Below are 14,708 nucleotides of genomic sequence, written 5' to 3' on the forward strand. Positions count from 1 at the left end.
CCGGGTCACTCCTCGAACGTGTTCACCATCGCGAACGCCGCACGCTGTAGATAATCCCACAGTGTCTCCTCGGCGAGCGGCGGCAGGTCGAGGGTGTCGACCGCGGTGCGCATGTGCGCGAGCCAGCGGTCGCGCGCGTCGGGGTTGATCTTGAAGCCCGCGTGGCGCATGCGCAGCCGAGGGTGGCCGCGCTGCTCGCTGTACGTGCCGGGTCCGCCCCAGTACTGCTCGAGGAAGAGCAGGAGCCGCTCCTCGGCGGGTCCGAGGTCTGCTTCGGGGTACATCGGGCGCAGCACCGGGTCGTCGGCGACGCCGCGATAGAACTCGTGCACGAGCTTCTCGAACGTCGGTCGACCGCCGACGGTGGTGTAGAACGACGCCCCGAGCGCCGAACCGTGTTCGCTGCCGCGGAGGGGAACGGATGCCGGCGGCACGGCCGAGACCGGAAGGCCCGAGGCGGGGGCCCCGGACGTCGGCCCGGATCGTTCGGCGGATGCCGCGGATGCGGTGTCGTCGGTCATTTCGCGTCTCCGGGGTCGGGGTCGGTGGGCGGGTTCCGGGGGTCGCGGTCGGCGCTGGCCGGGCCCGCGTCGTCGGATTTCGGGTGGAGGGCTCGCTTGGCACGTGCCTTCGCCCTGGCGGTCGCCGCTTTCGCGTCGTCGTAGGACATGACGCGGTGGGGTGCGGTCTTCGGCGGCTTCGCCCCCTTCACGCGGGTCGCGCCGTCGAAACCGGAGAGCACGACCGAGTTGAGGCTCGGAAGCTTGACGCCCATCTCGTCGACCGTGCGCTTCAGCCGCATGCGGAGTTCACGGGCGATGTCGTCCTTCGCGGAGGTGCGCACCTTCATGACCACCCGGATCACCATCGCGTCGGCGGAGATCGACTCGAGGCCCCAGATCTCGGGGCGCTCGAGCACGCGCGAGCGCCACTTGCTGGCATGGGCCATGTCGATCGCCGTTTCGAGGAGCTTCCCCTCGACGGCGTCGATGTCGGCGTCGTACGGCACCGCGAGGTCGACGATGACGCGCGCCCAGCCCTGCGACATGTTGCCCACGCGCAGGATCTCGCCGTTGCGCACGAACCAGAGGGTGCCGTTCACGTCGCGCACCTTCGTGATGCGGATCTGCACCTCTTCGACGATGCCGGTCGCCGGCCCGAGATCGACGACGTCGCCCACGCCGAGCTGGTCCTCGACGACCATGAAGAGGCCGTTGAGCACGTCTTTCACGATGTTCTGTGCGCCGAAGCCGAGGCCGGCGCCGATCGCGGCCGACAGCAGCGCGAAGGAGCCGAGCACGTCGGCGTTGACGGCGTTCACCACGAGCAGGGTCGTGATGATGAACAGGGTGACGTTGACGACGTTGCGGAAGACGGACCCGAGCGTACGGGTGCGCTGCACGACCCGCACGGCGGCGAGCGGCGACGCCTGCAGCGCCTGGGTGTCGGTGACGTCCTGCTTGCGCTTGACGCCGGTGACGATCCGGTCGACGACCCGGTCGATGACGCTGACCAGCGCCCACCGCACGAGGAGCGCGACGGAGATGATCAGCGCGACCGCGATGAGGTCGCCGAGGAACACGGGCCAGCTGAGGTTCCACCATGCGACGAACTGGGCCCAGAGATCGCTCACGGGTGCGCCTCCGATCGGTGTTCGGGTCGGGTCCGGGCAGGGTTCTCGCCGGATGTCGAGGCGAGTCTACTGAGCCTCGTCCGGGAATCAGCCGAGCGCGTCGGCGTCGCAGCGACGTGCTCGCAGCGCACGCTCGAGTTCGTCGAGCTGCTCCGAGACCAGGCGGTGCAGGGGAGCCGGCGTCGGGTGCTCCGCGAGCCAGATGCGAGCCGCGTCGGCGACCTGCCGGTTCACGAGCGGTGCCGGGAACAGTCTCTTGACGATGAGCGAGGCCATCGTGAAACTGCGTTCGGACCACACCGAGGGCAGGATGGCGAAGTACTCGTCGACGGTCGAGGCGAGCAGGCTGGGATCGCTCGTGCGGCGCCACCCGTCGGCCACCGCACGGGCGACGTCGTTCGAGATCGTCGCGTCGGTCGCGACGCGACGCCACGCGGCATCCTTCACCGCCTGGTCGGGGCGGGCGGCGCGTGCGGTCTCGGCGAGCCGGCGTCCCTTCGCGGTGTCGTCGAGGGCGAGGGCGGCGGCGATCTCGCCCTCGATCTCGTCGTCGGATGCCGGGAGCAGGGCGGCGCGGGCGATCACGAGCTCCCAGCGCAGGTCGAGGTCGATCTCGAGGCCCGGGAGCCGGATCGAGCCGTCGAGGAGGCTGCCGAGGACGTCGGCGTGCGCCTGCGAACAGGCGACGCGGGTGAACGCCTTCGCGAACTGGAGCTGGGCGTCGGATCCGGCCTCGGCGAGCTCGGCGAGCGCCCACACGCCGTCGCCGGCCTCGGCGCAGACCCGTTCGCGGTGCTCGTCGGCGAGGTAGCGTTCGAGCGCCGTCTCGAGTCGCGTCAGCGCGAGGCCGCGTGCCGAGGAGTGGCTCTCGTGGCCGATGCCGCCGAGCACGAGGCGGACGAACGCGCTCGCGGGCAGCTCGGCGTCGCGCACGGCGTCCCATGCGGAGCCGAGCACGACGGCACGGCTCACGGGGTCGACGAGGTCGCCGAGCCGCTCGAGGGCGGTCGCGAGCGAGACCTCGTCGAGTCGAACCTTGGCGTAGGTGAGGTCGTCGTCGTTCACGAGCAGCAGTTCGGGGCGGGGGAGCCCCACGAGTTCGGGCACCGCGGTCGACGGGCCGTCGACGTCGATCTCGACGCGGTGGGTGCGGACGAGGCGTCCGTCGTCGTCGCCGGCGTAGCAGCCGAGCGCGACCCGATGCGGCCGGAGGGTCGGATGCGTCGGGGCCGCTGTCTGCTCGACGGCCGCCGACGTGATCGTGCCCGAGGCATCCGTCTCGAGGACCGCCCTGAGCGTGTTGACGCCCGCCGTCTCGAGCCAGAGCGCCGACCAGCGGGCGAGGTCGCGCCCGCTGGCGCGTTCGAGCTCGTCGAGCAGGTCGCGCAGGGTCGCGTTCGCGCCCGCGTGCGCGCGCAGGTAGGCGCCGACGCCGCGCTGGAACGCATCGAGGCCCACCCAGGCCACGAGCTGCTTCAGCACCGAGGCGCCCTTGTCGTAGGTGATGGCGTCGAAGTTGACCTCGACGTCGGCGAGGGACTCGATGGGCGCGACGATCGGATGCGTCGAGGGCAGCTGGTCCTGCTCGGCGGCGTACGTCTTCTCGTCGCTCGCGAAGGTCGCCCAGACGCCCGTGAACTCGGTGACCTGCGAGGTCGCGAGCGTCGAGGCCCAGGTGGCGAACGATTCGTTCAGCCAGAGGTCGTTCCACCAGCGCATGGTGACCGAGTCCCCGAACCACATGTGGCTGAGTTCGTGCAGGATCACGATCGCGCGCTGTTCGCGGCGCGCGTCGGACACCCGCGAACGGAACAGGTAGCTCTCGTTGAACGTGACGGCGCCGACGTTCTCCATGGCGCCCCAGTTGTACTCGGGCACGAAGATCTGGTCGTACTTGCCGTACGGGTACGGCACGCCGAACGACCGCTCGTAGAACGCGAGGCCCGCGCGCACCGTCTCGAACATGACCTCGGGCTCGGCATGCTGCGCGAGGGAGGCGCGCGTGAACACGCCGAGCGGGAGGTCGCGACCGTCGCTGCTCGTCGCGGAGGCGTTCCACCGCGCGTATTCTCCGGCGACGATCGCGACGATGTAGCTGGAGATCACGGGTCCGGTCTCGAACGCCCAGACCGCGGCATCCGCCTTCGCCGAGGGGCCGGGGTCCGGCGTTGGCGCGTTGCTCAGCACGACCCAGTGCGCCGGCGCGGTGATCGTGAACCGCACCGACGCCTTGAGATCGGGTTGATCGAAGACGGCGTAGACCCGGTTCGCCTCGGCCACGGCGAACTCGGTGTACAGGTAGACGGCGTCGTCGACCGGGTCGACGAACCTGTGCAGGCCCTCGCCCGTGTTCGTGTACGCGCAGGTCGACACGATTCGGAGCTCGTTCTCGGCCTCGAGCCCCACGAGGGCGATGCGCGCGCCGTCGGACGCCGCAGCGGCGTCGACGGGCCGGCCGTTCAGGGTGATGCCGTGGACCTCGCGCGTGGTCGCCTCGATGAACGTCTCGGCTCCGGGGGTCGCCCGGAAGCGCACGACCGTCGTCGAGGCGAAGGCGTCGCCGTCGCCGGTGAGGTCGAGCTCGACCTCGTAGGCGACATCGGAGACGATCGCGGCTCTGGCTTCGGCTTCGGTGCGGGTCAGATCGGCAGCGGGCATGCAGGGGCCTCCGTCTCGTGGTGACAGGCCAGCCTATCCGGCCGGCCCCCGCATGCCCTGCCGGTCAGGCGTCGCGTCGCTTGAGCAGCAGCGAGGCGCCGATGAGGGATGCCGCGACCCAGCCGAGCACGATGAGCAGGTTGATCCAGAAGCCGAAGTCGTCACCGCTCGGGCCCGCCGTCGCCGACGTGAACATCGCCATGCCCGCGCTCGAGAGCAGGTACGGCACGAGGTCGGCGGCCCACTCGGCCGGGATCATCGCGAGCACCGTCGGCAGCAGCAGGATGATGCCGAGCACCGCGGCGATGCCGCCGGCGCTGCTGCGGAGCATGGTGCCGACGCCGAGCGCGAACACGGCCACGAGGGCAAGGTACAGGGCTCCGCCCAGGATGGGGAGGAACACGGCGGGATCGGCGAGGCTCGCCGAGACGTCGATGCCGGCGAACACGATCGACGACACCGCGTAGGCGGCCAGATTCGCCACGACGCCGACGACGAACGTCGCCGCGAACAGCACCGCCGTCTTGCCCGCGAGCGCCGGCAGCCGGGTGGGAACGGCGGTCAGGGTCGAGCGGATCATGCCGGTCGTGTACTCGCCGCTGATGACGAGCACGCCGAGCACCGCGGCGACGAGCTGCCCGAAGTACACCCCGAACACGCTGGACTGCAGCACGAACTGCGCCTGCTGCTCGGCCGGGGCCGAGGCGGGATCCATGCCGCCGTTCATGCCGTTCACCATGCTGAGCGACATGAGGAAGGCCATGCCGATCGAGATCGCGATCACGATGAGGTACGACCAGACGGTGGAGCGGAGGCTCCGCAGCTTGATCCACTCGGAGCGGAGCACGCCGCCGAAGGCGAGGCGTCCGGCCGATGCCCGCTGCGGGGCTACGGTGCGGTCTGGTGCGAGCGCGGTCATCGGACGGCCTCCGTACGGTATTCGACGGCGTCGTTCGTGAGGGCCATGTACGCCTCTTCGAGCGATGCGGTCAGCGGGGTGAGTTCGTGGACGGCGATGCCGTTGGCCGCGGCGAGGTCGCCGATGGCGGATGCCGCGAGGCCCGTGACCTCGAGCACGCCGGCCTCGGAGCGGATGACCGCGACCTCGGGCGCGGTGAGCAGGTCGGCCAGGCGCGACGCGTGCGGCGAGCGCACGAGCGCCCGCGGACGCGTGTCGCCCGTGACGATCTCGGAGACGGGGGCATCGGCGATGATCTCGCCGCGGCCGAGCACGATGATGTGGTCGGCCGTGAGCGCCATCTCGCTCATGAGGTGCGAGGAGAGGAACACGGTGCGCCCCTCTGAGGCCAGATGGCGCACGAACCGGCGCACCCAGAGCACGCCCTCGGGGTCGAGCCCGTTGACGGGCTCGTCGAGGATGAGCGTCGCCGGGTCGCCGAGCATGGCCGCCGCGATGCCGAGGCGCTGCCCCATGCCGAGCGAGAACCCGCCGACGCGCTTGCGGGCGACGCTCTCGAGACCGGTCATCTCGATGACCTCGCGTACCCGGCTCGCTCCGATGCCGTGCGTGGCGGCCATCGCGAGGAGGTGGTTGTAGGCGCTGCGGCCCGTGTGCACGGCCTTCGCATCGAGCAGGGCGCCGACCTCGTGGAGCGGTGCGCGGTGCTCGGCGTAGGGCTTGCCGTTGACGCTGACGCGGCCGTCGCTCGGCCGGTCGAGCCCGACGATCATGCGCATGGTGGTCGATTTGCCGGCGCCGTTGGGACCGAGGAACCCGGTCACCTGCCCGGGTCTCACGGTGAAGCTGATGTCGTTGACGGCCGTCTTCGCGCCGTAGCGCTTGACGAGCCCCTCTGCGGTGATCATGATGCCACGCTACGGAACCGCGGGGACTGCGGCATCCGCCGCTGGAATGATTCGGGGCGGGTGCGCGTCGTCCGGGAAGACGATGCGCACCCGCCCCGAGCGAGCGTGCCGGCTACTCCCGGTGCCCGTCGCGCTCCTGCGCCGCGAGCGCGCGGTCGACGCCCGCGAGCGACTCGACGATGAGGCGGCGCAGCGCCGGAACCTCGGCGTGGGCGTCGAGCCAGGCGCGGCTCGCGTCGGCGAGTTCGCGGCTCGCGAGCGGCGACGGGTAGAGGCCGTCGACGAGCTTCTCGGCGATCGCGTAGCTTCGACGCTCCCAGATGCCGTCGAGCATCGCGAAGTAGCGCTCGACGAAGGCCTCGAGCAGCGCAGGGTCGGTCGCCCGCAGGAACCCGACGGCGGTCTCGCGCACGACCGTGTTGGTCGCCGTGTCGACGTCGACGAGCGACGCCCAGGCCCGCTCCTTGCCCTCGACGGTCTGGATCGCGGCACGCGCATGCGCGGCCGACTGCTGGCCCGTGGCCGTGTTGTCCTCGGCGAGGCGCGCGTCGATCTCGGCGTCGCCGGCCCGGTCCGCCGCCACGAGGGCGATGAGGAGCTTCCAGCCGAGATCGGTGTCGATCTCGAGCCCGTCGAGCTGCAGCTCGCCGGCGTACAGCGCCGCGAGCTCGTCGACGTGCGAGCCGTGCTCGGCGATGCCCGCGAAGTTGATGACGAACTGGAACTGCGCGTCGCTGCCCGCCTCGGCCTCCTGCGCGAGGCGCCAGTAGCCGTCGGACACCGCACGCAGCGACTCGGCACGGCGGTCGCGCGCCGTGTACGCGCTCGCCGCGAGCACGGCGTTGGCGAGCACGATGCGGAGGGTCGTCGATTCGGTCTCGCTCGCGATGTTGCCGAGCACGAGGGCGAGGTAGTCGCTCGCCCGGGTCTCGCCGTCGCGCGTGGCATCCCACACCGAGCTCCAGACCAGCGCGCGCGCGAGCGGATCCTCGATGGCGCTGAGGTTCGCGAGCGCGACCCCGTGCGAGGCCTCGTCGAGGCGGATCTTCGCGTAGGCGAGGTCCTCGTCGTTCAGCAGCACGAGGTCGGGGCGCGCGAGGCCGATCAGCTCCGCGACATCCGTGCGCTCGCCGTCGACGTCGAGCTCGACGCGGTGCACGCGCACGAGCCTGCCCTCGACGAGGTCGTAGAAGCCGATCGCGAGGCGGTGCGGGCGGATCGTCGGGTAGTCGGCGGGCGCCGACTGCAGCACCGTGAACGCGGTGATCGCACCGTCGGCGTCCGTCTCGATCTCGGGGCGCAGCGTGTTGACGCCCGAGGTCTCGAGCCAGAGCTTCGACCACTCGGTGAGGTCGCGGCCGCTCGCGACCTCGAGCTCGGCGAGCAGGTCGGCGAGCGTGGTGTTGCCCCAGGCATGCTTCCGGAAGTACGCCGAGACGCCCGCGAAGAACGCGTCGATGCCGACCCAGGCGACGAGCTGCTTGAGCACCGACCCGCCCTTGGCGTACGTGATGCCGTCGAAGTTGACGAGCACGTCTTCGAGGTCGTTGATCGTCGCGACGACCGGGTGCGTCGAGGGCAGCTGATCCTGACGGTAGGCCCAACTCTTCTCCATGGAGTTGAACGTGGTCCAGGCCTCGGTCCACTCGGTGGCCTCGGCGGTGGCGATGGTCGACGCCCACTCGGCGAACGACTCGTTGAGCCACAGGTCGTTCCACCACTTCATCGTCACGAGGTCGCCGAACCACATGTGGGCCAGCTCGTGCAGGATCGTGACGACGCGGCGCTCCTTGATCGCGTCGGTGACCTTCGAACGGAACACGTAGACCTCGGTGAAGGTCACGGCGCCCGCGTTCTCCATGGCGCCCGCGTTGTACTCGGGCACGAACATCTGGTCGTACTTCTCGAACGGGTAGGGCACCCCGAACTTCGCCTCGAAGTACTCGAAGCCCTGCTTCGTCTTCTCGAAGATGTAGTCGGCGTCGAGGTACTGCGCGAGGCTCTTGCGGCTGAAGACGCCGAGCGGGATGGTGCGGCCGTCGGTGCTCGTGAGCTCGTCGCGCACGACGTGGTACGGGCCGGCGACGAGGGCGGTGATGTAGCTCGAGATGCGCGGCGTCGGCGTGAACGCCCAGGTCTTGGCGCCCTCGCCGGTCGAGCCCGTCGAAACCGCATCGACCGGCTCGGGCGTGGGCGAGTTGGACACGACCTCCCAGTGCGCGGGCGCGGTGAGCGTGAACCGGAACGCCGCCTTCAGATCGGGTTGCTCGAACACCGCGAACATGCGGCGCGAATCGGGCACCTCGAACTGGGTGTAGAGGTAGACCTCGCCGTCGACGGGGTCGACGAAGCGGTGCAGGCCCTCGCCCGTGTTCATGTAGCGGCCGTCTGCGACGACGACGAGCTCGTTCTGGGCGGCGAGGTTCGGCAGCTGGATGCGCACGCCGTCGCTGACCTCTGCCGGGTCGAGCTCGACGCCGTTCAGGGTGACCGAGTGCACGGCGGCCGTGATCGCGTCGATGAACGTGGACGCGCCCTCGGCCGCGTCGAACCGGACCGTCGTCGTCGTCTTGAACACCTCGGGGCCGACGGTCACGTCGAGCACGACGTCGTACTCGTGGACCGTGACGAGCGCCGCGCGCTCCTCGGCTTCGGATCGGGTGAGGTTCTCTCCAGGCACGTGGGCTCCTTCGCGGAAATCAACGCGGCTTGTGGCCGCGGGCAACGCGAACCAGCCTATCCCTCGCCGCTGCGGGGCACGTGGGCGCCGCAGCCGGCCCGGTGCCGGTTCGACGGATGCCGCGGGCGGGCCGTCGTGGGCGATCGCGGGACGACGAGCCGAGGGGCCGGCTCCCGGCTCACCAGTCGGAGCGTGCGTAGTCCTTCAGGAACACGCCCGTGACGTCTTCGCCGGCCTCGCCGCGCACGATCGGGTCGTAGACGCGGGCGGCGCCGTCGACGAGGTCGAGCGGGGCGTGGAACCCCTCCTCGGCCAGGCGCACCTTCGTGGGGTGGGGTCGCTCGTCGGTGATCCAGCCGGTGTCGACGCTCGTCATGAGGATGCCGTCGGCCAGCATCTCCTTCGCGCTCGTGCGGGTGAGCATGTTCATCGCGGCCTTGGCCATGTTGGTGTGCGGATGCCCCGGTCCCTTGTACCCGCGGCTGAACACGCCCTCCATGGCCGAGACGTTCACGATGTAGGTGCGGCGGGCGGATGACGCGGCGAGCGACGCCCGGAGCCGGCTCACGAGGATGAACGGCGCCGTGGTGTTGCACAGCTGCACCTCGAGCATCTCGAGCGGATCGACGTCCTGCACGACCGCGCTCCAGCTGTTCTCGTGGTGCAGGTCGGGCACGAGGCCGCCGGCGTCGATCGCGGTGCGGTCGGCGAGCCTCGCGAGCGAGCTCGAGCCGGGGGCGAGCGCGAGCGCGGTGAGGTCCTCGGCCGTCATGGTGCCGGCGAACAGGCCCGAGGAGAGCACCGGGTGACTCGACACCGAGTCGGCGAGCGCGAGCGGGTGCGCGTCGTTCGTGTGCCCGAAGCTCACGAGCTCGGGCATGGGCCCGTCGGGCAGCGGCGAGGACTCCGCCTCGACGAGCGGGGAGTAGGAGCCGGGGGAGCGGCGCACGGTCTGCGCGGCGTTGTTGATGAGGATGTCGAGCGGGCCCTGCGCGGCGACGTCGTCGGCGAGCGCGATGACCTGCGCCGGATCGCGCAGGTCGATGCCGACGATCTTCAGGCGGTGCAGCCACTCGCCCGCGTCGGGCATGGCGGCGAACCGGCGCGCCGCATCGCGCGGGAACCGCGTCGTGATCGTCGTGTGCGCACCGTCGCGGAGCAGCCGCAGCGCGATGTACATGCCGATCTTCGCCCGCCCGCCGGTGAGCAGGGCGCGCTTGCCCGTGAGGTCGGTGCGCGCGTCGCGCTTGGCGTGGCTCATGGCGGCGCAGGTCGGGCAGAGCTGATGGTAGAACGCGTCGACGAGCGTGTACCGCTGCTTGCAGATGTAGCAGGGGCGCGCCACGAGCAGCTCGCCCGCGGTACGCGCGTCGGTGCCGCTCACGAGGTCGGCGCCGCGGGTCTCGTCGTCGATACGGGTGGGCGCCCCCGTCGCGGTGGCCGCGATGACCGCGCGGTCGGCGTCTTGAATGACCCGCCGCTTCTCGAGACGTCGGGCGACCTTGACCGCCTTGAACATCTTCGCCGTGGCGTGTCGCACGGTCTCGAAGTCGGGGTCGTCCCGGTCGAGCTCGCTGAGGGTCGCCAGCACGCGCAGCGTCGTCTCGAGGTCTGCGGGGTCGATCGTCGGCGCGCTGACGGCGGCTGGGGCGGCGGAGGGCATCCGTGGATTCTACGGCGTGCCGCACGGGAACACCTGAGTGCCGATCGAGGGCCCCACCCGCGACGCCCGCGGAGTAGCGTGATCGCATGAGCACGAGCACGGATGCCTCGGCCACGACGGCCGAACGGTACCGCGTGTTCGCCGAGGTCGAGGCCCGCCGCATGTCCGCGACCTACGAGCGATGGGCCGCGGGCGTGGCGACGGATGCCTCGGTGCTGGACCTCCTCGACACCCTGCCGGCGCCGAAGCGGCAACCGAACCTCGTCTTCTCGGCATCCCGCCTGCTCGGCGCGGAACCGGGCCCGTACGCCGCCTTCGCCGACTGGCTGCACATGCACTGGAACGATGTGCGCGAGATCGTTCTCACGCACGCCACCCAGACGAACGAGGCCGCGCGCTGCGCGCTGCACCTGCCCGTGCTCGCCGGCATCGACGGGCCCATCGCCCTGCTCGAGGTCGGGGCATCCGCGGGTCTCTGCCTCTACCCCGACCGGTACAGCTACCGGTACTCGGCGCCGACCTCCGCCGAGCCCGGCCGGCTCGACCCCGCCGACGGCCCGAGCGCCGTCGTGCTCGACTGCGAGTTGCGGGGGCCGGCACCGGTGCCACGCCGCCTGCCCGAGATCGTCTGGCGCGCCGGCATCGACCTCAACCCGCTCGACGTGCGCTCGCCCGACGACGTCGCGTGGCTCGACGCCCTCGTCTGGCCCGAGCACGACGACCGGCGTGCTCGGCTGCGGGCCGCCGCCGGCATCGCCGCCGTCGATCCGCCGCACCTCGTCTCCGGGGACCTCAACGAGCAGGTGACCGCGCTCGCCGCGGCCGCACCCGGCGACGCCACGCTCGTCGTGTTCCACACCGCGGTGCTCATGTACCTCGACGAGGACGGCCGCGACCGCTTCGCCGCGCAGGTGCGCGACCTCCCCGGACACTGGCTCTCGGTCGAGGCACGACGCGTGGTGCGCGGCATCCGCGTGCGCGACGACGTGCCGAACGCGTCCAGCGACCTCGTGCTCGCCCTCGACGGGGTGCAGCGGGCCTGGGCGCAGCCCCACGGCCGTGCGCTCACGTGGGTCGGCACTCCCTAGAATCGACGCATGCGCATCCACATCGCGACCGACCACGCCGGCCTCGAGTTCAGCCGTACGCTCGTCGACCACCTGACCAATGCCGGTCACGAGGTGCTCGATCACGGACCCGCCGAGTACGACGCCCTCGACGACTACCCGGCCTTCTGCATCAACGCCGCGCTCGCCGTGGCCGCCGACCAGGCCGCGGGGGTGCGCGCCCTCGGCGTCGTCTTCGGCGGCTCGGGCAACGGCGAGCAGATCGCGGCGAACAAGGTCGCCGGCATCCGCGCGGCCCTCGCCTGGAGCATGGACACCGCGATCCTCGCGCGCCAGCACAACGACGCCAACGTCATCTCGATCGGCGCGCGCCAGCACACCGTCGAAGAGGCCATGCGCTACATCGACGCGTTCATCGCCGAGCCCTTCTCGGGCGACGAGCGCCACGCGCGCCGCATCGCGCAGCTCGCCGAGTACGAGTCCACCGGCGACATCGCGGGCAAGGGTGTGAACCGCCCCGCAGAGGCGTAGTCCGCGTGCCCGAGGGTCACTCCGTCCATCGCATCACGCGGCAGTTCGAGCGCAACTTCGTCGGGCACGTCGTGCATGTGTCGAGCCCGCAGGGCCGGTTCGCCGAGGGTGCCGCCGACCTCGACGGGCGACGCGTGGTCGAGGCGCGCGCCGTGGGCAAGCAGATGTTCCTCGGGTTCGAGGGCGACCGCTGGCTGCGCGTGCACCTCGGCATGTACGGCGCGTGGGACTTCGCGGGCGACATCCGCATGGACGCCACCATCGCCTCGGCCAACGGACGCATGGGGCAGACGAACCAGCGCGGCACGTTCCTCGACGCCGAGAACCCCGACGCCGTGGTCTTCGACTCGGCCGGCGAGAACTCGATCACCTCGATCGGCGCCCCCCGGCGGGCGCGGCTGCGCATGTCGGAGTCCGAGAAGGCCGGCGCCGAGCTCGAGAGCTTCCCGCCCGAACCCGTCGGGCAGGTGCGGGTGCGCCTGCTCACCGACACGGTGTGCGCCGACCTCCGCGGGCCGACGGCGTGCGAGGTGCTCGACCCGGCGCAGGTCGAGGCCGTCGTCGCGAAGCTCGGGCCCGACCCGCTGCTCGACCCGGGGGCCGCCTCCGAGGAGCGGTTCACCGGCGTCGTGCGCCGCAAGCCCACGCCCATCGGGCTGCTCCTCATGGACCAGAACGTCGTCGCCGGCATCGGCAACGTCTACCGCGCCGAACTGCTGTTCCGTGCGCGGCTGAACCCGCACACGCCCGGAAAGCTGGTGCCCGAGGAGGTCGTGCGAGGCCTCTGGCGCGACTGGGCGAAGCTGCTCGCCATCGGCGTCGAGACCGGGCAGATGATGACCATGGACGATCTCGGCCCCGAGGCGTACCGTGCGGCCATGGCCAGCCGCGACGACCGGCACTGGGTCTACAAGCGCGAAGGCCTGCCGTGCCGGGTGTGCGGCACGAACATCGTCCTCGAAGAGATGGGCGCCCGAAAGCTCTACTGGTGCCCCCGATGCCAGGCATGACCGAACGGGCGGATGCCGCGGAGCCGGTGCTGCTCGCCGGCGCGCGCCTGCCCGGCGTCGACGGCCGGCACGACCTGCTGCTCGCCGGCGGCGTCGTCGCCTCGATCGTCCCGGCCGCCGGAGCGGCACGACCGATCGAGGCGTCCGCCGTGCGGCGCGTCGACCTCGACGGCCGATTCGTCGTTCCGGGCCTGCACGACCGGCACGTGCACGCCTCGCAATGGGCGATGGTGTCGCGCCGGCTCGACCTCTCCGGCGCGGACTCGGCCGCCGAGGCCGCAGCCCTGGTCGCGGCATCCGTCGACCGCGGCGACGCCGAGGTCATCGGCTTCGGCTACCGCGACGGCCTCTGGCCCGACGCGCCCACCGTCGCGCGGCTCGACGCGGTGTCGGGCGACGTGCCCGTCGTGCTCGTGGCGGCCGACCTGCACGCGTGCTGGGTGAACTCGGCCGCGGCTCTTCGTCACGGCGTGCGCGATCTCGCGGGCGAATCGGGGGTGCTGCGCGAAGACGACTGCTTCGCGCTCGTGCGCGCGCTCGACGACATCGCCGACACGGTGCTCGACCGCTGGGTCGGCGAGGCCGCCGCACGCGCCGCCGCCCGCGGGGTGGTCGGCATCACCGACTACGAGATGCGGTGGAACCGCGACGACTGGGCCAGGCGGGTCGGCGGCGGCATCCGCTCGCTCCGGGTGTCGTTCGGCGTGTACACCCGGCACCTCGAGCGCACCGTCGCCGCCGGCATGCGCACCGGCGACCCGGTCGAGGGCACGGGCGGGTTGGTCGAGGTCGGCGGCTACAAGGTCATCACCGACGGCTCGCTCAACACCCGCACGGCCTGGTGCTTCGACCCGTACCCGGGCTTCGAGGGCCACGAGCACGCGTTCGGCCTCGCCACCGTGCCGTACGACGAGCTCGTGCCGCTCATGCGCACGGCGATCCGCGCCGGCCTCGTGCCCGCGGTGCACGCCATCGGCGACCGGGCGAACGCCCGCGTGCTCGACGCGTTCGAGGCGGTCGGCGATCTCGGCGGCGGCCGCCGCGGCTCGATCGAGCACGCGCAGTTGCTGCGCCGCGACGACATCGCGAGGTTCGCCCGGCTCGGCGTCGTCGCGAGCGTGCAGCCCGAGCACGCCATGGACGACCGCGACGTCGCCGACCTCTACTGGGCGGGGCGCACCGACCGCGCCTTCATGCTCGCCGAGTTGGCGGCTGCCGGCGTCGAACTCGCGCTCGGCTCCGACGCGCCCGTGGCGCCGCTCGACCCGTGGGTCGCGATCGCCGCCGCGGTCGGACGCACGCGCGACGGTCGCGAGCCGTGGCACCCCGAGCAGTCCGTCGAAGCCCGGGTCGCGCTCGCGGCGTCGACCGGCGGTGCCGGCCACACGGTGCGGGCGGCGCAGATCGCCGACCTCGCGGTCGTCGAACGCGACCCGTTCGCGGCATCCGTCGACGACCTGCGCACGATGCCGGTCGCGGCGACCATCCTCGCGGGCCGATTCACGCACGACGCGCTCGGCTGACCCGGCGACGGTCCCGAACACGGACCCGGGCGATCCGGGGGATTACCCCCGCCCCGACCGGGGCGCCTGCCGGCTGGGGCGGCCTCCGCGCGGCGGCGAGGCTGGGTCCATGCTCC

At 71.6% G+C, this 14,708-nt stretch carries 11 protein-coding genes; 4 read left to right on the forward strand and 7 right to left on the reverse strand.

Annotation, left to right across the window (positions count from 1 at the left end; all coding sequences use genetic code 11):
- Nucleotides 1-5 precede the first annotated feature (5 nt).
- The 7 genes from GQQ92_RS02990 to GQQ92_RS03020 form a co-directional block, all read right to left on the reverse strand.
- A complete protein-coding gene (locus GQQ92_RS02990) occupies nucleotides 6-434 on the reverse strand; it encodes a globin (protein ID WP_232057512.1) in 429 nt (142 codons plus the stop codon).
- Nucleotides 435-517: 83 nt separating this feature from the next.
- Nucleotides 518-1,633, reverse strand: coding sequence for a mechanosensitive ion channel family protein (locus GQQ92_RS02995; protein ID WP_156997723.1), 1,116 nt, complete (start codon nucleotides 1,631-1,633; stop codon nucleotides 518-520).
- 87 nt (nucleotides 1,634-1,720) lie between these two features.
- Nucleotides 1,721-4,291 carry an aminopeptidase N gene (pepN, locus tag GQQ92_RS03000; RefSeq protein ID WP_156997724.1) on the reverse strand — a complete coding sequence of 857 codons (2,571 nt, stop codon included), beginning with the start codon at nucleotides 4,289-4,291 and terminating at the stop codon, nucleotides 1,721-1,723.
- A 64-nt stretch (nucleotides 4,292-4,355) separates the two neighbouring features.
- A complete protein-coding gene (locus GQQ92_RS03005; RefSeq protein ID WP_156997725.1) occupies nucleotides 4,356-5,210 on the reverse strand; it encodes an ABC transporter permease subunit in 855 nt (284 codons plus the stop codon).
- Nucleotides 5,207-6,118, reverse strand: coding sequence for an ABC transporter ATP-binding protein (locus tag GQQ92_RS03010; RefSeq protein WP_156997726.1), 912 nt, complete (start codon nucleotides 6,116-6,118; stop codon nucleotides 5,207-5,209). Before GQQ92_RS03010 ends, GQQ92_RS03005 begins: the two co-directional genes overlap by 4 nt.
- Before the next feature lie 112 nt (nucleotides 6,119-6,230).
- Complete coding sequence (pepN, locus tag GQQ92_RS03015) at nucleotides 6,231-8,798, reverse strand: aminopeptidase N (RefSeq protein WP_156997727.1); 2,568 nt, start codon at nucleotides 8,796-8,798, stop codon at nucleotides 6,231-6,233.
- Between the two features lie 178 nt (nucleotides 8,799-8,976).
- Nucleotides 8,977-10,461 (reverse strand): SDR family NAD(P)-dependent oxidoreductase, encoded by a 1,485-nt coding sequence (locus GQQ92_RS03020; protein ID WP_156997728.1) that lies wholly within the window; start codon nucleotides 10,459-10,461, stop codon nucleotides 8,977-8,979.
- 86 nt (nucleotides 10,462-10,547) lie between these two features.
- Here GQQ92_RS03020 and GQQ92_RS03025 point away from each other — a divergent pair, with 86 nt between their 5' ends.
- The 4 genes from GQQ92_RS03025 to GQQ92_RS03040 are packed head-to-tail and all read left to right on the forward strand — an operon-like array spanning nucleotide 10,548 to nucleotide 14,592.
- Nucleotides 10,548-11,549 (forward strand): DUF2332 domain-containing protein, encoded by a 1,002-nt coding sequence (locus tag GQQ92_RS03025; protein WP_156997729.1) that lies wholly within the window; start codon nucleotides 10,548-10,550, stop codon nucleotides 11,547-11,549.
- A 9-nt stretch (nucleotides 11,550-11,558) separates the two neighbouring features.
- The gene (locus tag GQQ92_RS03030) at nucleotides 11,559-12,059 is read left to right on the forward strand and encodes a ribose-5-phosphate isomerase (protein WP_156997730.1); all 501 of its coding nucleotides are present in this window, start codon (nucleotides 11,559-11,561) and stop codon (nucleotides 12,057-12,059) included.
- Nucleotides 12,060-12,064: 5 nt separating this feature from the next.
- Complete coding sequence (locus tag GQQ92_RS03035) at nucleotides 12,065-13,069, forward strand: Fpg/Nei family DNA glycosylase (protein WP_156997731.1); 1,005 nt, start codon at nucleotides 12,065-12,067, stop codon at nucleotides 13,067-13,069.
- Nucleotides 13,066-14,592, forward strand: coding sequence for an amidohydrolase (locus GQQ92_RS03040; protein ID WP_156997732.1), 1,527 nt, complete (start codon nucleotides 13,066-13,068; stop codon nucleotides 14,590-14,592). The genes GQQ92_RS03035 and GQQ92_RS03040 overlap by 4 nt, the downstream gene beginning before the upstream one ends.
- Nucleotides 14,593-14,708 lie beyond the last annotated feature (116 nt).

It is taken from the genome of Agromyces terreus (assembly GCF_009749465.1).
In the GTDB taxonomy this organism is placed as follows: Bacteria; Actinomycetota; Actinomycetes; order Actinomycetales; family Microbacteriaceae; genus Agromyces; species Agromyces terreus.

Bases quoted from the DNA above. Each gene is read 5' to 3' on its own strand.
- GQQ92_RS03040 (WP_156997732.1), top strand. From the start codon at position 13,066: ATGACCGAACGGGCGGATGCCGCGGAGCCGGTGCTGCTCGCCGGCGCG.
- GQQ92_RS03030 (WP_156997730.1), top strand. From the start codon at position 11,559: ATGCGCATCCACATCGCGACCGACCACGCCGGCCTCGAGTTCAGCCGT.
- pepN (WP_156997724.1), bottom strand. From the start codon at position 4,291: ATGCCCGCTGCCGATCTGACCCGCACCGAAGCCGAAGCCAGAGCCGCG.
- GQQ92_RS03020 (WP_156997728.1), bottom strand. From the start codon at position 10,461: ATGCCCTCCGCCGCCCCAGCCGCCGTCAGCGCGCCGACGATCGACCCC.
- GQQ92_RS03005 (WP_156997725.1), bottom strand. From the start codon at position 5,210: ATGACCGCGCTCGCACCAGACCGCACCGTAGCCCCGCAGCGGGCATCG.
- GQQ92_RS03025 (WP_156997729.1), top strand. From the start codon at position 10,548: ATGAGCACGAGCACGGATGCCTCGGCCACGACGGCCGAACGGTACCGC.
- GQQ92_RS03010 (WP_156997726.1), bottom strand. From the start codon at position 6,118: ATGATCACCGCAGAGGGGCTCGTCAAGCGCTACGGCGCGAAGACGGCC.